The following is an 18,628-nucleotide window of genomic DNA, read 5'->3' as shown; positions in this document are numbered from 1 at the left end:
GGCCGTGATCACGAGCGCCCCCGCCCTGCCCGTCGCCGCGCGCCTGGCCGCTCCGCTACGACGCCTCGGCCGCCACGACCGCCTCGCCCTCGCGGCCCTCGTCGCCCTGCCGATCCTCCTCTACGCGCCGCTGGCGATCGCGGGGCACCCCGTGCTCCCCGGCGACGACCTCTACCAGAACTACCCCCTCCGGGTCCTCGCCGGCCGCGTCCTCGCCTCGGGCCACCTCCCGTCGTGGGACCCGCTCATCTGGAGCGGCACCCCGCTGCTCGCGGGGTGGAACGCGGGCGCCCTGTTCCCCGGCACCCTCCTGTTCGCGCTGCTCCCGCCCGTCGCCGCCTGGACGGTCAACTTCGCCGCCGTCGGTGCCGTGGCGGGGACGGGCACCTACGCGCTCGTCCGCCGCCTCGGCTGCCAGCCGGTCCCCGCCCTGCTCGCCGCGCTCGCCTTCTCGTACACGGGCTTCATGAACGGCCAGATCGTGCACCTCGGCCTCACCGAGGGCAGCGCGCTGCTCCCCTGGATGCTCCTGGCCGTGGACGGGCTCGCCCGCCGGGCGGACGAGCGAGCCACGCTCGGGCACCTCGCCCTGCTCGGCGCGGCCTTCGGGCTCGCCGTCCTGGCAGGGGACCCCCGAGCCGTGTCGAGCGCGGCGATCGCGATCGGCGTGCTCGCGCTCGCCGCTGCGCTGCGCGGACGCGGCGGCGCGCGCCTGCTCGCCCTCGTGCTCGCCGGCACGCTCCTCGGTGTCGCCGTGTCGGCGGTCCAGTGGCTGCCGGGCCTCGGCTTCGTGCGGGCCTCCCAGCGGGGCGCCACCGCCTACGACTTCTTCGCCGCGGGCTCGGTGAGCCTCCCGCACCTGCTCAGCCTGCTCCTGCTGCCGTTCCTCCTCGGGGGCAACGGCAACTTCGGCCAGCCCGTCTACTTCGGCAGCTACAACCTGCCCGAGCTCACCGTCGGCGTCGGCTTCACGGCGCTCGTCGCCGCCCTCGCGCTCGTGCCCGAGCTCCTCGCCCCCCTCGCCGCCTGGCTGCGCGGCGTGTCGCGACGCACCGGGAACCGCCCTCTCGGGGTCTGGTACGCGCTCGTCGCGGTCGGCACCGTGCTCACCCTCGGCACGGCCTCGCCCGCCGGCCACCTGCTCGCGCGCCTCCCCTTCTACGGCGGCGAGCGCCTCCAGAACCGAAACGCCGTCCTCATCGACCTCGGGCTGTGCGTCCTGCTCGGCTACTTCGCCGACGACCTGTGGTCGCGCCGGGCCGGGGCTGCGAGCCGGACGCTTCGGAGCGCGACGAGCCGCCTGCTCGGCGCGCTCCCCGGCGCCGCAGCGCTCGCCCTCGTCGCCTACGCGTTCGCGAGGCCGGCCAGCCTGCAGCGGCGCCTGCACGCCTACGTGGTGTCGCCGGGACTGTTCCGGGCCCTCGCCGGGTACCTCGTCGCGAGCGCGCTCTTGGCGCTCGTGTCCCTCGGCCTCGCCCTCGGCGCCCGCCGCCTGTCGTGGCGCGACCGCCGGGTGCTGCTCGCCGCCGCCTGCCTCGCCGACGTCGGCCTCTACCTCGCGTTCGGGAGCTGGGCCACGGTGCCCGCCGCGACCCTCGGGCCGACCAGCCTCAGCCGGCGCATCGCCGCCGCGACCGGGAGCGACGGCCGGTTCGCGATCTACAACCCGTCGTTCATCACGCCTCCCGCAGGCCAGAGCGCGCTGAACGCCGCCGGGCTCACCGACATCAACGTCATCCAGGGCACCTCGAGCGTCCAGGGCTACGGCTCCCTCGTCGAGGGGACCTACCAGGACGTCACGAGCACCCACGACTTCGAGAACCTCGCCGTCGATCGCCTGAGCGGCGAGTCGTTCAACACGCTCGACCTGCGCCTCCTGCTCACGCTGCCCCCCTACCTCGCGCACCCGATCGCCCCGGGGGCGCCGGTGCCGCTCCCCGGTTCGTCCGCCGCGGCGCCCGCCGGCCCCTGGCCGGCGAGCGCCAGCCACCCGGCGTCCTTCCTCCTCCCCGCGCCGGCGACCGTCGCGCGCCTGACCGTCTACCTGCTCCCGCAGCTCGGCGGCGTGCCGCGCACGCTGCACGTCGTCACGAGCGGGCCCGGCTACCCCGCCGCGCCGGTGGTCGTGCCCGTCCGCCACCGCGAGGCCCTCGTCCGGCTGCCTGCTCCCGAGACCGTCGAGACGGTGAGCGTCGCAGCACCGACGGGCACGGCCGCCCTCGTCGGCGCCGTCACGGTCGTCACGCGCTCGCCCGCGCAGCGCCTCCTCCTCGACGGGCCCCTCCAGGGCGCGCTCGTCCCTCCGCACTGGACCTACGCAGGCGCCGTCGGCCCCTTCAGCGCCTTCGAGAACCACGAGACGGCCGGCCTGGCCTGGCTCCAGCCCCTCGGGGACACGACGCCGCGCACCGACCGCCGGGCACCGGGCACCGTCCGGGTGCTCGGCGGCGCGACCGCCGGCGCCACGACGATGGTCGTCGACGCCGAGGCCCCCGCGGTGCTCGTCCGCTCCGTGACCTACGCCCCCGGCTGGACGGCCCGTATCACCAGACGCTCGGGCGGACCCGTCCGCGTCGTCGCCGCCCACCGCTTCGGCCTCGTCCAGGCCGTCGACGTCGGGCGCGGGAGGTGGCTCGTCACGTGGCGCTACGCGCCGCGCGAGCTGCTCGTCGGGATCGTGGTCTCCGGCATCGGCCTCATCCTGCTCGCGGCGTGCACGCTCGCGGCTCGCCGACGCACCCGCGCGGTCCCGTAGCCCGCGAGCTGCGACCCGCACGCACTGCCGGCTGGAGCGGCGGGTGACGGGGCCGATCTCCAGCAGATTCCTTACATTTGCCGTGCAATGACAAGCGAGTTGCCGTCCTCCGGACGGCCGTGGGTAGGCTAGGGCTCATGCCCGCTGTTGCAAAAACCAGCCCTGCCCGGGTCGACGGCCGGCGCGCGCGCGGGGAACGGACGCGCCTGCGCGTCCTCGAGGCCCTCCTCGCCCTCGTCGAGGAAGGACAGGTACGCCCGACGGCGCAGGAGATCGCGGCGAGGGCCGGCGTGGCCCTGCGCACCGTCTACCACCACTTCGAGGACGTCGAGGCGCTGCGCAGGATGGCACTCGACCTCCAGCTCAGTCGGCACGTCGAGGCGCTGCAGCCGGTCGACCCGACGCTCCCGCTCGACGAGCGCGTCGCCATCGTCGCGCGCCAGTGCCGCAAGCTCTACGAGGCCATCACGCCCATCCGCCGGGCGACCCTGTTCGACGAGCACGCCTCGCCGGAGATGGCCAAGGGCCTGCGGCGGACGAGGGTGCTCCGCCGCAACCACGTCGCCAGCGCCTTCGGACCCGAGCTCGCGGCCCGAGCCGACGCCGGCAGGTCGCTCCTCGACGCCCTCGACCTCGCCACGGCGTGGCAGAGCTGGCACTACCTACGCGACGGGCTCAGCCGCTCGGCGCTCGCGTCGGAGAGGGTGATGGTCCTGACGCTGCAGAGCCTCTTCACCGGGACGACCCGGTCGCGCCGGCGCTAGGTCCGGGCCGCCGGCTGCGGAGCCGGGCCGGGCGAGCGCCACTAGCCTAGGGCGAGTCCCCAACTCGTCCGAGGTGCCAACATGCTCGCTCAGGACCTCCAGGCAGCCAGCGATCTCGCGCGCCAGCTCCGAGTCGACTCGATCCGCTGCTCCACGGCGGCCGGCTCGGGGCACCCGACGTCCTCGCTCTCGGCCGCCGACCTCGTGGCCGTCCTCGCCACCCGCCACCTGCGCTACGACTGGGAGCACCCGCAGCGCCCGACGAACGACCACCTCGTCTTCTCCAAGGGCCACGCCTCCCCGCTGCTCTACTCCCTGTACCGGGCGGTCGGCGTCATCGACGAGGACGCCCTCATCGGTACCTACCGCCGCTTCGGCTCCCCCCTGCAGGGGCACCCCACCCCCGCGCTCCCCTGGGTCGACGTGGCGACCGGCTCCCTCGGCGTCGGGATCGCGACCTGCGTGGGGATCGCCTACGCGATCAGCCGGCTCGACCGCCTCGACGCCCGCGTCTACGCGCTCTGCGGCGACTCGGAGCTCGCCGAGGGCGCCGTCTGGGAGGCCCTCGACAAGGCCGGCTTCTACGGCCTCGCCAACCTCGTCGTGCTCGTCGACGTCAACCGGCTGGGCCAGCGCGGCCCCACCGAGCTCGGCTGGGACCTCGACGCCTACGCGGCTCGCGTCGAGGCCTTCGGCTGCCGCGCGCTCACGGTGGACGGCCACGACCTCGCCGCGATCGATGCAGCGCTCGGCGAGGCCCGTGCCGCAGACCGCCCCGCCGTCATCCTCGCCAAGACCGTGAAGGGCAAGGGCGTCCCCGAGATCGAGGACCGCAACGGCTGGCACGGCACCGCGCTCCCGCCCGACCTCGCCGAGCGGGCCGTCGCCGCGCTCGGCGGCACGACCTCCTACCGCGTCGCGTCCCTCCCCCCGCCGGCCGGCACGCCCGCCATCGCCCCCGACCCGAAGGCGCAGGTCGCCGTTCCGACCTACGAGCTCGGCGCGAAGCTCGCGACCCGCCGCGCCTTCGGGGACGCGCTCGCCGCCCTCGCGGCACGCCCCGAGGTCGTCGTGCTCGACGCCGAGGTCGGCAACTCGACGCACGCCGACGAGTTCCAGAAGGCGGCACCCGAGCGCTACGTCGAGTGCTTCATCGCCGAGCAGCTCATGGTCGCCGCGGCGACGGGGATCTCGGTCCGCGGCTACGTGACCTACGCGGCTACGTTCGGCGCCTTCTTCTCGCGCGCGCTCGACTTCGTCCGGATGGCCGGGATCTCCGGTGTCTCCCTCCGCCTCGCGGGGTCGCACGCGGGCGTCGAGATCGGCGCGGACGGACCCTCGCAGATGGCGCTCGAGGACCTCGCGGCGATGCGCGCCGTGCACGGCTCCACCGTCTTGTACCCCTGCGACGCGACGAGCGCGGCCGCGCTCACGATCGCCGCCGCCGACCACCCCGGCATCACCTACATCCGGACGACCCGCGGCGCCTACCCGGTGATCTACGGCCCGACCGAGCAGTTCCCGATCGGGCGCGCGAAGCTCGTCTCGGCGCACGCCGCCGACGACGTCACGCTCGTCGGGGCCGGCGTCACGGTGCACGAGGCGCTGCGGGCAGCCGAGACGCTCGCCGCTCGCGGCATCTCGGCGCGCGTCGTCGACTGCTACAGCGTGAAGCCGATCGACGTGGACCTCCTCGTCTCGAGCTGCGAGGCGACCGGCGGCCGCCTCGTCGTCGCCGAGGACCACTACCCCGCCGGCGGCCTCGGCGAGGCCGTGCTGAGCGCGCTCGCCGCCGCCGGGGTGCCCGTGCGCGTCGCCCACCTCGCGGTGCGCACGCTCGTGGGCTCGGGCACCTCGGCCGAGCTGCTCGACGCGGCCGGCATCTCCGCCCCGCACATCGTGAGCGCCGCCACCCGCCTCGTCCGGGGCTAGGGGAACCGACGTGGCGCGCGCGGGCGCGAGACGCCACCGGGCGCTCGTCGCGGCGGGCATCCTCGTGGGCGTCGGAGGACTCGCCACCGCCGGCGCGCTCGCCGCGTGGCGCGCGAGCCCGCCCGCGGCCGTCGCCGTCTCCCCCGCGGCGTCGGCGACGCTGCGGCTCGGCGCCCGAGCGCCCCTCGACTTCGTGCTCCCCCGCCTCGGCGGGGGGCGGCCGCTTCGCGTCCGCTCGCTCCTCGCCGGCCACCCGGCCGTCGTCAACGTCTTCGCCTCCTGGTGCCCGGCGTGCGCGGCCGAGCTCGGGGCGTTCGCGCGCGCCTTTCGAGCCGCGGACGGGCGCGTCCGGTTCCTCGGCGTCGACACGAACGACTCGACCCCCGGGCGCGCGCTCTCGCTCCTGCGCGCCGCCGGCGCGCGCTACCCGGTCGTGCGGGACAGCGCGAGCCTCGCCTTCGCCCGCGCCTACGGCGTCGCCGACCTGCCCGTGACCTTCTTCCTCGACGCGCGCGGACGGGTCGTCGACGAGGTCCTCGGCCGCGAGGGCACCGCCGGCCTCGAGCGCCAGGTGGCCGCCCTCGAGCACGGCCGCCCGACGCGCTGACGGCTGCCCGACGCGCCGCTCACGGCTGCAGGCGCGTCCGGCGCCAGCCCGTCCCGGCTCGGCGGTAGGCGAGGCGGTCGTGGAGCCGATCGGCCCGGTTCTGCCAGAACTCGAAGGCGTCGGGCACGAGCCGGAAGCCGCCCCAGAACGGTGGCCGTTCGACGGCTCGGCCGGCGAAGCGCGCCGCCACCGCCGCGACCCGGGCGTCGAGCTCCTCGCGGCTCGCGATCGGCTCGCTCTGGCGCGAGGCCCACGCCCCGAGCTGCGCGGCCCGCGGCCGGGTGGCGAAGTAGGCGTCCGACTCGGCCGCGGCGACGCGCACCACCTCGCCCTCGACGCGCACCTGGCGGCCGAGGGGGTCCCAGTGGAGCACGGCGGCGGCGCGCGGGTTCTCGTCGAGCTCGCGTGCCTTCGCGCTCTCGTAGTTCGTGAAGAAGACGAGGCCGCGCTCGTCGAAGCGCTTCAGCAGCACCATGCGCACGTTCGGGCGACCGCTGCGACCTGCGGTCGCGAGCGCCATGGCCTCGGGCAGGCGCAGCGCGCGCGCCGCCTCCTCGTACCAGCGCGCGAGGAGCTCGACAGGGTCCTCTCCGGCCTCGTCCTCTCGCAGCGGTCGGTCGTGCTGGGCCACCCCCGCGCACCCTACCGGCCCGACGGGCGCCGGGGCCGCCTCAGCCTCGGCAGGTCGTGCCCGGCCGAGGCGCGATCCCCGTGGCGAGGTACCGGTCGACGTAGCGCTGGACGCAGGTGCTGCCGAGGTAGGCGGTGTGCCCCTCCCCGACGCGCGTGAGCAGCACGGCGTGCGCGAGCTCGTGGGCGACCGCCCTGGCAGCCGCGTAGGGCGTGGCGGGGTCGCCCGTCGTGCCGACCACGAGGATGGTCGGCGTGCCCGGCGCGCGGATCGGCCCGACCACGCCCGAGGGCCGCACCGGCCAGTAGGCGCACGGCAGCGTCCCCCACGCCTCGGCAGCCCCGAAGTGCGGGGCGAGGCGCGCGAGCCGAGCCGCGAGCGCCTCGTAGGCGGCGAGCGTGCGCGGGGCGGGCCGGTCCACGCAGCTGATCGCGGTCTCCGCCGCCAGCTCGTTCGTGAACTGACCGTCCGGCTCGGCGCCCGCGTAGCTGAAGGCGAGCGCCGCGAAGAGGTCGCCGTCGCCTGCCCGCGCCGACGCGAGCGCGGCGGCGAGGTCCGGCCAGGTGCTCTCCGAGTAGAGGGCGGCGACGGCGCCCACCACGGCGACGCCGTAGGTGACCGGCTGCGTGCCGCCGAAGGCCGGTCGCAGGTGCGCGACCAGCGCATGGCCCGCCACGAGGCGGGCGAAGACGGCGCCGTAGGCCGCCGCCGCCCCACCGGGCAGCTCCCGCCGGCAGCTCGGCGTGGCGTCGCACCAGGAGAAGAAGTGCGCGAGCTCCGACTCGAACCCTCGCGCCTGCTGGAGGTCGCCGGCGACGGTCGACAGCGCCGGGTCGACGACGCCGTCGAGCACGAGCGCACGCACCCGCGACGGGAAGAGCGAGGCGTAGAGCTCACCGAGGTAGGTGCCGTAGGAGAAGCCGAGGTAGTTGAGGCGCGCCTGACCGAGCGCGGCGCGCAGACGGTCGAGGTCGCGCGCGGTGTCGAGGCTCGACACGTTCTCGAGCAGCGCAGCGGGGGTGTGCGCCCGGCAGGCGGCGACGAACGACTTCGTCGCCGCGACGAGGGCGCGGACCTGGCGGGCCGTGACCGGCGCCGGGTCCACCCGCAAGAGCGCGCGCGTCCCGGCAGGTCCGACGCAGCGAACCGGGTCGCTGCGGCCGACGCCGCGGGGGTCGAAGCTCACGAGGTTGAACGACGAGCGCAGCGCAGCGGGGAAGGCCCGCCACGCCTGCTCGAGGAAGGCAACGCCCGACCCGCCCGGCCCGCCGGGGTTGAGGACCACGTCCCCGGCCGCGTGGCGCGTGGCCGGCAGCATCACGACGCTCAGCCCGATGGTCGCCCCGTCCGGATGGGCGTAGGAGAGGGGAACACGCAGCGTGGCGCATCGGAAGCGGGTCGCGCACGGCCGCCACGCGAGGCCGCTCGCTGCCGCGCCGGCCGGCAGCGGACCGCCGACCACGGCCAGCGCCTCGGCGACCAGGACGAGCGCGACGGCTGTCGCACCGACGCCCCGCCCGGCGCGCCGCGAGCCGAGCTGGCCCCCCCGCGCGCGGCCGGTCACGCGCGCGCCCGTCTCGCCGGCCGCGCGCCGGCGCGCGCCGGCGTCCGGCGCGCCTGGAAGAACGCCGTGAGCGGCGCCGCGCGGCGCGCCCCGTTGAGCAGCGGCAGCCCGAAGGCGTCCTCCACCGTCGCGAGCAGGCTGTCGTGGTCGTACACGGCGCCGACTCGCAGTCCGGCGGGTACTCCCGGCGCGATCACGAGGGTGAGCACCCGCCCACCGCCCCCGCCGGCCGTGACGCGACCGGACGCGCCCACGCCCGAGGAGTCCCCGTTCGCCTCGTCCCAGGTCACGAAGAGGACCCCCCGGTGTCGCCAGGCGGCGCTCGCGACGACACGCCCGACGAAGCCGTCGAGCCAGGCCGCTGCCACGCTCGGCGGGCAGTCGTGGCCGTCGTGGCACAGGTTGGGCGTCACCCACACGAAGCGCGGGACCGCCGCAGCGGGCCCCGCCAGCGCGCGGTAGAGGTCGGGGAGCGGCCGGATGTGCGAGCAGGCGGCGCGGCTGTCGCGGATGGCCAGGTAGTAGGCGAACGGGTCGTGCTTGCCGGCGTAGCCCCCCGGCCCGTAGGGGGCGAGCCAGCACGGGCTCGGCACGCCCTCCATGTAGGCACCCCACGAGACGTGCGCCGCCTGGAGCTGGGAGGCGACGTTCGGCGCGGCGACGTAGCACGTCGGGCAGTCGCTCGCAATGCCCCAGGACGAGCCGCTCGTGAGGTCGAGGTAGTTCGGCAGGCTCGGGTGGCCGAACGCGTAGTAGCGGGTCGCCGAGGCGTAGCGCGCGGCGAGGCGGGCGAAGCCCGGGACGGCGATCGCCCCGGCGTAGCCGAGGTTCTCCATCACGACGACGAACACGTGCGAGAAGGCCGGCACACCGGCTCGCGCACGGCCCGGCGCCCTCGACGTCGTCGCCCCTGCGAGCGGCCCGACGAGGGAAGCTCCGGCGAGGACGGCGAGCACGAACGAGATCCGGCGCCAGCGCACCGCCCGAAGCTAGCGGAGCGGCCCCGGCCGCAGGTCGCGCCACGCCGCGCCGTGCTGGAGCCGACCCGCTCCGGCCGGCCACACCGAGCGACGGCGCGAGCAGCCACCGCCAGGACGCGGCGCGTCGGTCGAGCGGCAGGGAGCCCGCCGGCGCCGACCGGCCAAGCTGGCAGAGCGCGCGACGCGAGCCGCCCCGCCCGACCCGCCGGCCCCGACCGCTCAGCTCGCCACGAGTACGGCCGCACCCTCGACGGCGTCGTGGGCGAGGTCTCGCAGCGCCACGTCTGCCTGCTCGAGCGGATACGGCGTCGTGACGACCCGCAGGTCGGCGCGGCGCGCGACGGTGAGGAAGGCTTCCCCGTCGGCGCGCGTGTTGGCGGTCACGCTCTTCAGCACGCGCTCTTGGAACAGCTCGCGCTCGTAGTCGAGGCCCGGGATCGACGAGAGGTGGATGCCGGCGACTGCGAGCGTGCCCCCACGGTCGAGGGCGCGCAGCGCGACAGGCACGAGCGCGCCCGAGGGGGCGAACAGGATGGCCGCGTCGAGCGGCTCGGGCGGCGGGTCCTCCGCCCCCTGTGCGGAGGCGCAGCCGAGCTCGAGCGCGAGCGCCCGGGCGCGCGCCGAGCGGGTCATCACGTGGACCGTGGCCCCTTCGAAGCGCGCGACCTGGGCTGCGAGGTGCGCCGAGGCGCCGAACCCGTAGATGCCGAGACGGCCGCCCGCGGGCAGATCGGCGCGGCGCAGCGCGCGGTAGCCGATGATGCCCGCGCACAACAGCGGTGCGGCCTGCTCGTCCGTCCAGCCCGCCGGCAGCTCGTAGGCGTAGTCCTCGTGGACGACCGCGAACTGCGCGTAGCCGCCGTCCGCGTCCCAGCCGGTGAAGCCCGGCGCGACGCACAGGTTCTCGTCGCCACGGGCGCAGTACCGGCACACGCCGCAGGTGTGGCGCAGCCAGGCGATGCCGACGCGCGCCCCGAGCGCGAAGCGACGACATCCCGCGCCGAGGCGGTCGACGACGCCGACGACCTCGTGCCCGGGCACGACGCCCGGCCGGCGGGGCGGGAGGTCGCCCTCGGCGAGGTGCAGGTCGGTGCGGCAGACGCCGCAGGCCCGAACCCGGACTCGGATCTCCCCGGGCGCCGGCTCGGGGGCCGGGCGGTCCACGCGCTGAAGCGGCGAGGTCTCGATCGGACCCGGGCGCGCCACCACCCACGCGAGCACGCGAGCAGTCTCGCGCCGAGCGCGCCGGCGGCCCAAGCGCTCAGCGCGCGCCGTCCCGGCACGCGGCACCTTGCGCCCGGAGCACGTCCTCCGCTGCCGAGACGAGGCGGTCGCGCGCGAGGCGCTTCGAACGGACAGCGCCCACGAGCGCGGCCATCGACGCGTGCGTGAGGCGCGCGACGTCCCCCTGGCTCGCGTTGTAGAGGACCATGTCCGCTCCCGCCCTGATCGCCGCCACGACGGCGTCCGGCACCGAGTAGCCAGCCGACGAGACGGCAACGGCTGAGAGCGAGTCCGTGAGCACGAGCCCCCGAAAGCCGAGGCGTGCGCGCAGTAGCCCGGCGATGGCCCGAACCGACAGGCTCGCCGGCTTCGAGGTGAGCCCGGGGATCGTGGCGTTCGCCACCATGACCGCTGGCAGGCCGGCCGCGACCGCGCGCTCGAAGGGCACGAGGCCGTGCCGCCACAGGACGGCGAGGGGGGGCGTCCTCGCCGGCTCGAAGTCCGTGTTGCCACTGGCGCCACCCAGGCCGGGGAAGTGCTTGGCGACGGGGATCACGCCGGCTCGCTCCAGCCCCCGCGCGAAGGCGATGCCGTCCGCCGCCACCCGGCGCTCGTCGAGCCCGAAGGACCGGGTCCCGTCCGGATCCGACTCGCTCGGCCCCGGTCCGGCGTCGAGGTCGAGGACCGGCGCGAGGTCCATCGTGACGCCGAGGGCGGCGAGGCGCCGCCCGAGGCGGTAGGCGAGGGCCTCGATCGCGGCGGCCGACATCGTCGCTGCCATCGCGCGCGCCGAGGGCACCGGGCCGACGATCGCGGCGAGCCGCTGCACCGACCCGCCCTCCTCGTCCACCATGACGAGCGGCGGAGGTCCGCCGCTGGCGGCGCGCGCGAGCGCCACGAGCCGCTGGCGGAGGTCGGCGGGCGCCGAGGAGCCGAGGAGCAGCACCCCACCCGCCCCGGCGGCCACCTCCGGCGTGACCGTCTGCGGGTTGGCCTCGTCCACCGGCACGGCGAGGACGCGTGCCGCGAGCCGCGCCAGGGGCCACCGGGCCGGCGAGCCACAGCTCGCCCGTGGTGGCAGCACCGGCGCACGGGCGAGAGAACCGCCTGCCAGCGCGAGGATCGCCGCCGCGACGGCGCGGCGCGCCGGCGGCCTCGGCGCCGCGGCGCTCAGAGGCCGGCGACGGCGGGGACGACCCGCTCGCCGATGAGCTCGATCGGCCAGATCGCCGACGCGTTGACCACCCGGCCCATCGCGACGCTGAAGCCGAGGCCGGCGAGCTCGCCGAGCTCGTCCACGATCCGGTCGACGCGCTCGCCCGAGGCGCCGACGTCGAAGGTGTACGCGACGGTCTTCTCGACGTCCTCGAAGGGCCGACCCTCCCGCTCGCAGTGCTCGGCGAGCACGTCGAGCTTGCGCTTCACGTCCGGTCCCGCGAAGAGGTTGCAGGCCCGCGCGTAGCGCGCCACCAGGCGCAGGGTCCTCCGCTCGCCGCCGCCACCGATGAGGATCGGCGGGTGCGGGCGTGAGATGGGCTGCGGTGCGTGCAGCGTGCGCCCGAGCTCGTAGTGGCGCCCCACGTACGGGGCCTCCTCGTCACTCCACAGCTGGAGGCAGATCTGGATCGCCTCCTCGAGCCGCTCGAACCGCTCGCGAGCCGACGGGAAGCGGAAGCCGAGGCCGCGCGACTCCTCCTCGTTCCATGCGGCGCCGATGCCGAGCCAGGCGCGGCCGCCCGAGAGGACGTCGAGCGTGCTCACCGCCTTCGCGAGCAGGGCTGGCTCCCGGTAGATGACGCCGCTCACGAGGGTCAGCAGCTCGACCCGCTCGGTGTGCGCCGCGAGGTAGCCGAGGGTCGTGTACGCCTCGAGCATCTCGTTCTCCGGCGGTCCGATCGCGCCGATCTGCCAGAAGTGGTCCATGACGCTGATCCTCGCGAAGCCCGCCTCCTCGGCCGCGGCCGCGACCCGCCGCAACGTGCTCCGAAGCTCGGGCGCCCCGCCGGGCCAGGTGAAGTCCGAGATGTGCAAGCCGAGCTGCATGGTCCTCCTCCGGTCCGACCGCGCCGACCGTGGGCGCGCCGCCGCGCGTGACGCGTCCTGGCCGGGTGCACGGGCGCTGCGCTCCTCCATGCTAGACACCCCACGGCCCGAAGCCGTCAAGCGGCCGCCGCGATCGAGGGTGGCCACGCACGGTTCTCGTCGTAGAGCTCACCGTGCTCGAGGCAGTGGTGCAAGATGCCGACGAGGCGATTGCCGAGCTGGCGGAGCGCTTGGCGATGGCTCTTGCCGCGTCTGCGGAGCTTGTCGTAGTAGGCGCGGGCGAGCTCCGAGATCCCGACCACGCTGTCGGCGACCCGGCGCTTGGCGAGCACCGCTCCGTCCTCGGCGAGCACACAGCACTCGTGGTGGTCCTCGGCCCAGTCCACTCCGACAACGAGCACCGCTCCTCCTCTCTCTCGACCATCGACGAGCCCGAGGAGTGATGCGGCGACCTAATGGATCAGTGCTCGAGGCACGACACCCCACCAGCCGTCCAACTCCTCACCGCCTGGCGGGGCACGCTCGAGCAGTAGAGCTCGAAGCTCGGGAGCACGCAGTGCTCACCGCCAGGTGGCTCGGAGACCAGCCTCCCACCGGAGGCCGTTCCGCTCCCATTAGGAGCGCAGCGCACCAGAGGGCACGCTGCGCGCCGTGCAGGTCCACGCGCACCACGCGCCAACCTCCGTGCCCTCGTGGCCAGCCCGCCTCGCGCGCCTGGCGCGCGCCGCCTTGCACCGGCGCGCCTGCTCGATCGGGCACCACACCTACGCCTCGGCTGCCCTTTCATTCATTTCCTGACCCGCCCGATACCGTCTCCGCCGCGGGAAACGCTGCGTTCTTGCAGAGAGTTGCCCGTTCGGGCACGGCGCTAATGCCCATGTTGCAGAAGCCCTTCGCTCGACGCGAAGCCAGCCATGCTCGCGTCGCGCCGCGCGGAACCATGCTGGATGAGCAGTTTTTCGGGCCGTAGTTTTACCCGCTCGAAGCATCCCGCAAACCAACGGCGTTGCCGCGTCCCGCCGAGCGCGCTCGACCGATCCGGCACCGATGGGCGCGAAGGCGGCCGCGATGCGCCTGAGAGGAGAAGCATGCTGCGAAAGCGTCTGCTCCGCCCCATCGCGGCGGTTGCGCTCGGTATGGCGATCGCAGGCGGGGTCAGCGGGGCTGTCGGCGACGTGCAGGCCGCCGCGGTCCCGCGTCCCGCGCACCTCGTCGTCGTGATCATGGAGAACTACGGCTTCAACGAGATCATCGGGAACCCCAACGCTCCCTACATCAACTCGCTCGCGAGCTCCAGCGCGCTCCTCACCAACTACCACGCCGTCTCCCACCCCTCGGAGCCCAACTACCTCGACATCTACTCCGGCTCGACGCAGGGCACCGACGGCAGCGACGCCTGCACGACCTCGAGCGCACCCTCGCTCGGCGGCGAAGCCCGCGCCGCGGGGATCTCCATCGCCGGGTACTTCGAGGGAATGGGCACCTCGCCGGCCACCGATACCGGAAGCTACGTCTGCCGCCACAACCCGATGGCCCAGTTCAGCGACTCGGCCGGGCTATCCCACCCGTTCACCGACTTCCCGAGCGGGAACTACGCTGCGCTGCCACAGATCAGCTTCGTCGTGCCAGATCTCGCCAATGACATGCACAATGGTAGTATCGCGTCGGGTGATGCGTGGCTGCGGACCAACATCGACCCCTACCTCCAGTGGGCGAGGCAGAACGACAGCATGCTGGTCGTCGTCTGGGACGAGAACGACAGCGACCCGAACTACAACGCCAACCAGCCCGGCGAGAACGGCAACAACGTCGCCGCGATCGTCGCCGGCGCGAACGTGACGCCCGGGACGTACGGCGAGTACTACGACCACAACTCGCTGCTGCGGACGATCGAGGACGCCTTCGGCCTCGCCCCCCTCGGCGCCTCCGCTTCGGCGTCGCCCTTCGCGGTGTTCTCGTCGGGCGCACCGGCACCGAGCCCAGCCACGAGCAGCACGCCGCCGAACCCGGCGACTTCGACGGCGGCATCGGCCGGTACCGTCCTCTACGACTTCGAGGACGGAACGACGCAGGGCTGGTCCGTCGACTACGGGCCCGCGACGGTCGCGAACACGACCGACATGGCCTTCAGTGGCTCGCACTCGCTCGCCATCACGCTCACCGGCGCCGGCAACCCCGGCATCATGTCACCGCCACAGCCCCCCGGGATCGGCGTCGGCACAGCCGTGACCTACCACGTGTACGAGCCGCCTGGCCTCGACCTCGCCGTCACGCCCTACGCGATGGACGAGGCGTGGAGCGCCCACTTCGCGCCGGCCGCGACGCTCACGCCAGGCGGCTGGTCGACGGTGACCTGGACGGTGCCCGCCCTCAGCGGCGGCCTGCGCTACATCGGCCTCGAGGTCGAGAACGGCGGAGGCGAGCGCGGGACGCTCGCGCTCGACGCCGTGAGCGCCTCGGATCCGGTGCCTGCAGGCGCGACCTCGAGCGCCTCCCAGCTCGCCGCCCACGACGCCCAGACGAGCCCGCCGCCCTCCCTCGGCTCGACCTCGCAGACCACCGCTCCCCCGGCCGACAGCCCCACCACGTCGAGCGCGCCGATGTTCGACTTCGAGGACGGGACGACCCAGGGTTGGTTCGCCGACTGGGGGCCGGCCACGGTGGCGAACACCACGGCCGTCGCGTTCTCCGGGATGCACTCCCTCGCCATCCACCTGCTCGGTGCCGGCAACCCCGGAATCTCCTCGCCCGGCAACCTCACCGGCGTGACGGCCGGGACCGAGCTCACCTACCACATCTACGAGCCGAGCGCCCTCGACCTCGAGGTCGACCCGTACGCCATGGACGGCACGTGGAAGGCCCACTTCACGGGCGTCGTGCACCTCGATCCGGGGCAGTGGACCACCGTGACCTGGACCGTGCCCGCCCTCAGCGGCGGCCTGCGCTACGTCGGCCTCGAGGTCGAGAACGGCGGCGGCCAGCTCGGGACGCTCGCGCTCGACGCGGTCGACCGCGCCGGCGCCGCGTCCAGCCTCTCCACGCAGCCGGCCACGACCTCCACCCCCGCCGGCGGCTCGTCCTCCCCGCCGAGCGCCCCGACGAGCCCGACCACGGCGGCGGCAGGGGCCGCCAGCGCCAGCTCGTCGGAAACGCCGATGCCGGACGGGCCGGGGGGAACCTGGAGGCTCGTCTTCGACGACGAGTTCAACGGCAGCTCGCTCGACACCTCGAAGTGGGCCCCGGACTGGTTCGGCAACGGCGGGTCCATGAACAACGTCGGGACCTACAGCTCGAACGTCTCGGTGGCCAACGGGGTCCTCTCCCTCAAGCTGGCCAGCCCCTCCAGCGGGGCGCTCGTCAGCACGAACCCGAACGGCGGTGCATCCCCAGGGTTCCAGTTCACCTACGGGTACGCCGAGGCACGCATCTGGTTCCCCGGCAGCGGGTCCACCATCGACAACTGGCCGGCGTTCTGGACGGACGGGCAGAACTGGCCGGCCGACGGCGAGATCGACATCGCCGAGGGCCTCGGCACGCTGACGTCGAACTACCACAACTCCTCCGGGGCCTTTAACTCCAACACGATTCCGGGTACGTGGTCGGCGGGATGGCACACCTACGGCGTCGACTGGGAGCCGGGCTCGATCACCGTCTACTGGGACGGCAAGGTCGTGCGCACGCTCACGTCGGCGACGACCTCGATCACCTCGAGCCCGCAGTACCTTGTCCTCAACATGGGCGCGGGGCAGGGACCGACCGTCACCGGCGCCTCGATGCTCGTCGACTACGTGCGGGTGTGGCAGCACTAGGCGGGCGACACCACGAGCACAAGCTCCGGGGCCGCCGAGAGGCGGCCCCGGAGCACCCCGCCCGCCGCGGCGCGAGGTCACGAGGCTGCAGCGCTCGTCGCCCGCCGCGGGCCGCCAGCTCGGCCGGGACGGCCCGTGGCGGCAGCTGAGATCGAGGCCCTCGCCCGACCGGGTGCCGCGGCGGTCACCCCCGCTGTGGCCGTCGACGTCGGCTGGCAGCTCGGGCAGCTCGCGACCTTGGCCCGGCGGAGCGATGCCGGACCACCGTCCCCGGCGGTGTACGCCGTGGTCGCGCTCCTCGCGCGCCCGCTCGCCTTCCGCCTGGAGCGCCATGGCCTCGATGCCCGCCGTGACCTCGTCGCGCTCTTCGATGCGGCGCGCCTCGGCGATCCCGACCGGCTCTCGTGCGCGCTCGCCTCCGTCCACGACGGCCTCGAGGACGCGTTCTGGGGCCTCGACCCCCGCCTCGCCGAGGCCTGTGACCTCGGGCGCGCGCTCGCCGATCTCGCTGGCGCCGTCGCGAGCGCAGCTGGCGCGGCGGCGGCCAGGCGATGGCGCGGCCACTTCGCTCCAGCGCGGCTCGCGCCGACCAGGCGCCGGCTCACCGCGCTCGAGCCGGTCCTGCCCCCCGGTAGCGCGGCTGGGGTCCTCGAGCGCCTCGCGGCCTGGGCCGCCTGGGTCGAGGTCGCACGCGACGAGGACCTCGTCTCGGCCGTGCCGCTCCTGCGAGCCGAGCGCCGCTGCTGGCACGAGGCGCTCGCCGGACGCAGAGCGCTGCCGAGCGCCACGGGGACGGCTCCCGGCCTCCGAGCCGACGCGCGCGTCGATCGAGCGACGGCGCCTGCGCACCCGGCGGACGGCCACGAACCGCAGGTCACCATCGCCGGGCTCGTCCCGCCGGCGCGCACGAGGCCGGCGCCGCGAGCACCCTCCCCTGCGCCGCGAGGCGCCGACGGCAGGACGACACCGGCACGCCGGCGGGTCGCGGTCGGCGCGACGTTCGTCGCCCTCGGCGCGACGGCTGCCTTCCTCCTCCAGGCGACCACCTTCGAGGTGGTCACGATCCCGTCGGTCTCGATGAGCCCGACACTGCAAGTCGGCGACCGCGTCCTCGTGGACAGGCTCCCTGGCGTGCTGCACCGCGGCGACATCGTGGTCTTCCGGCGGGTGCGCGCCGATGCCTCGCTGCCGGCGGGGACCCTCGTCGTGAAGCGCATCGTCGGCCTCCCCGGCGAACGCATCGCGTCGCGCGCCAAGCGCATCCTCATCGACGGCCGGCCGCTCGCCGAGCGCTGGCTGCCGCGACTCACGGGCGCCTGCGCCGTCTCCGCCTACCGCATCGTCCCCCAGCGCGTCGCTCCCGGCCACTACTTCGTGCTCGGCGACTGCCGCGGTGACTCCTTCGACAGCCGGAGCTTCGGGACCGTTCCGAGGACGAGCATCGTCGGCCGGGTGGTCCTCGTCGTCTGGCGCCACGGCCACCCGTGGCTGGCCCGTCCCTAGCGTCGCCCCTCGCCGGTCCGGCGCCGCCGCCCAGGTGCGCGTGCGACAGGCCCGAGCGGTGCGCGGCGCGCGCGGTCCGGGGCGGTGGCGACCACGGCTCCGGTTGTCGCGGCGTTCCTCGTGAGCCAAGATCGCGCGCGAGGCGAGCCGTCGTCGAGCAGGCGCCGGACCCCGGCGTCGCGTCGTCGTCCGCAGCCGCGGCCTGCGGCTCGGCCGCTCCAGGAGGTGCCGATGCAAGAGGAGCACGGAGCAGTGCCGAGCTCGCCCCACGCCCACACCATCCTCGTCGACCGCGACGGCCAGCGCCTCGCGGAGATCCACGATCCGCTGTGGCCCCCGATCGGCAGCGTCGTGGAGATCACCGGCGGGAGCCGTGCCGCCATCGTCACCGACGTCCGCCTGCGGCTCGACCTCGCCGAGGGCTCGACGAGCTACATCGTCGTCGTCCTCGACGAGCACCCCTCGCCCTTCGAGGAGATCGAGCAGGAGTTCGCCGCGCAGGCCCTCGCCTAGCCGGCCTGCGTGCGAGGAGCAGCGTGATCGAGCGAGCGACGACGTGCCCGGGCGGCCGGCGCTCGGGCGCGCGTCGGCGCAGAACGGGCGCACGGCGCCCGGCGCCCGACCGTCGCGCCCTTCCCTGCCGGAGCCTTCCCGGCGGCTTCGCGCCGTCGGGCGCGTGCCGAGCGGCTAGACAGGTTGGCGGTCCCATGCGAGCACCCAGACCGAACGACGCGGCCGGCGCCGCTGCGGCATCGCTCGGGCGCGCGCGGCCGCGCCCGTTCCTCGGCGCTCGACGGCGCGCAGCGACGGAGCGGC

Annotated in this window: 14 protein-coding genes; 7 read left to right on the top strand and 7 right to left on the bottom strand. The window is 75.0% G+C overall.

The genetic code is table 11. The features are described from left to right. The first annotated feature begins 4 nt into the window (after positions 1-4). The 4 genes from VKV23_04805 (at position 5) to VKV23_04790 (ending at position 6,058) form a co-directional block, all read left to right on the top strand. Complete coding sequence (locus VKV23_04805; protein HLI15357.1) at positions 5-2,755, top strand: hypothetical protein; 2,751 nt, start codon at positions 5-7, stop codon at positions 2,753-2,755. Positions 2,756-2,892: 137 nt separating this feature from the next. After that, positions 2,893-3,519: a TetR/AcrR family transcriptional regulator gene (locus tag VKV23_04800; GenBank protein HLI15356.1), complete on the top strand. Its 627-nt coding sequence runs from the start codon at positions 2,893-2,895 to the stop codon at positions 3,517-3,519. Between the two features lie 81 nt (positions 3,520-3,600). Further along, positions 3,601-5,451 (top strand): transketolase, encoded by a 1,851-nt coding sequence (locus tag VKV23_04795; GenBank protein HLI15355.1) that lies wholly within the window; start codon positions 3,601-3,603, stop codon positions 5,449-5,451. A gap of 10 nt (positions 5,452-5,461) precedes the next feature. After that, the gene (locus VKV23_04790) at positions 5,462-6,058 is read left to right on the top strand and encodes a TlpA disulfide reductase family protein (GenBank protein ID HLI15354.1); all 597 of its coding nucleotides are present in this window, start codon (positions 5,462-5,464) and stop codon (positions 6,056-6,058) included. A gap of 19 nt (positions 6,059-6,077) precedes the next feature. Here the strand turns inward: VKV23_04790 and pdxH are convergent, their stop codons facing one another. From pdxH to VKV23_04755, 7 genes are all read right to left on the bottom strand, one after another. After that, positions 6,078-6,689, bottom strand: coding sequence for a pyridoxamine 5'-phosphate oxidase (gene pdxH, locus VKV23_04785; protein ID HLI15353.1), 612 nt, complete (start codon positions 6,687-6,689; stop codon positions 6,078-6,080). A gap of 40 nt (positions 6,690-6,729) precedes the next feature. Next, a complete protein-coding gene (locus VKV23_04780; GenBank protein HLI15352.1) occupies positions 6,730-8,253 on the bottom strand; it encodes an alpha/beta hydrolase in 1,524 nt (507 codons plus the stop codon). Then, positions 8,250-9,233 (bottom strand): alkaline phosphatase family protein, encoded by a 984-nt coding sequence (locus VKV23_04775; GenBank protein ID HLI15351.1) that lies wholly within the window; start codon positions 9,231-9,233, stop codon positions 8,250-8,252. Before VKV23_04775 ends, VKV23_04780 begins: the two co-directional genes overlap by 4 nt. Before the next feature lie 219 nt (positions 9,234-9,452). Beyond that, positions 9,453-10,454 (bottom strand): zinc-dependent alcohol dehydrogenase family protein, encoded by a 1,002-nt coding sequence (locus tag VKV23_04770; protein HLI15350.1) that lies wholly within the window; start codon positions 10,452-10,454, stop codon positions 9,453-9,455. A gap of 40 nt (positions 10,455-10,494) precedes the next feature. Continuing rightward, entirely contained in the window at positions 10,495-11,466 is a 972-nt protein-coding gene (locus VKV23_04765; GenBank protein HLI15349.1) for a glycoside hydrolase family 3 N-terminal domain-containing protein, read from the bottom strand. 161 nt (positions 11,467-11,627) lie between these two features. Next, positions 11,628-12,500 carry an LLM class F420-dependent oxidoreductase gene (locus VKV23_04760; protein HLI15348.1) on the bottom strand — a complete coding sequence of 291 codons (873 nt, stop codon included), beginning with the start codon at positions 12,498-12,500 and terminating at the stop codon, positions 11,628-11,630. Positions 12,501-12,616: 116 nt separating this feature from the next. Continuing rightward, positions 12,617-12,901 carry a transposase gene (locus tag VKV23_04755; protein ID HLI15347.1) on the bottom strand — a complete coding sequence of 95 codons (285 nt, stop codon included), beginning with the start codon at positions 12,899-12,901 and terminating at the stop codon, positions 12,617-12,619. Between the two features lie 687 nt (positions 12,902-13,588). On the opposite strand from VKV23_04755, the gene VKV23_04750 reads away from it, so the two are divergent. From VKV23_04750 to VKV23_04740, 3 genes are all read left to right on the top strand, one after another. Next, entirely contained in the window at positions 13,589-16,309 is a 2,721-nt protein-coding gene (locus VKV23_04750) for an alkaline phosphatase family protein (protein HLI15346.1), read from the top strand. 135 nt (positions 16,310-16,444) lie between these two features. Beyond that, positions 16,445-17,812 (top strand): signal peptidase I, encoded by a 1,368-nt coding sequence (lepB, locus tag VKV23_04745; GenBank protein ID HLI15345.1) that lies wholly within the window; start codon positions 16,445-16,447, stop codon positions 17,810-17,812. A 231-nt stretch (positions 17,813-18,043) separates the two neighbouring features. Next, a complete protein-coding gene (locus tag VKV23_04740) occupies positions 18,044-18,325 on the top strand; it encodes a hypothetical protein (GenBank protein HLI15344.1) in 282 nt (93 codons plus the stop codon). The last annotated feature ends 303 nt before the right edge of the window (positions 18,326-18,628 follow it).

The organism is Acidimicrobiales bacterium (genome assembly GCA_035294085.1).
In the GTDB taxonomy this organism is placed as follows: domain Bacteria; phylum Actinomycetota; class Acidimicrobiia; order Acidimicrobiales; family Bog-793; genus DATGLP01.
This window is presented reverse-complemented; position numbering and strand designations above follow the sequence as displayed.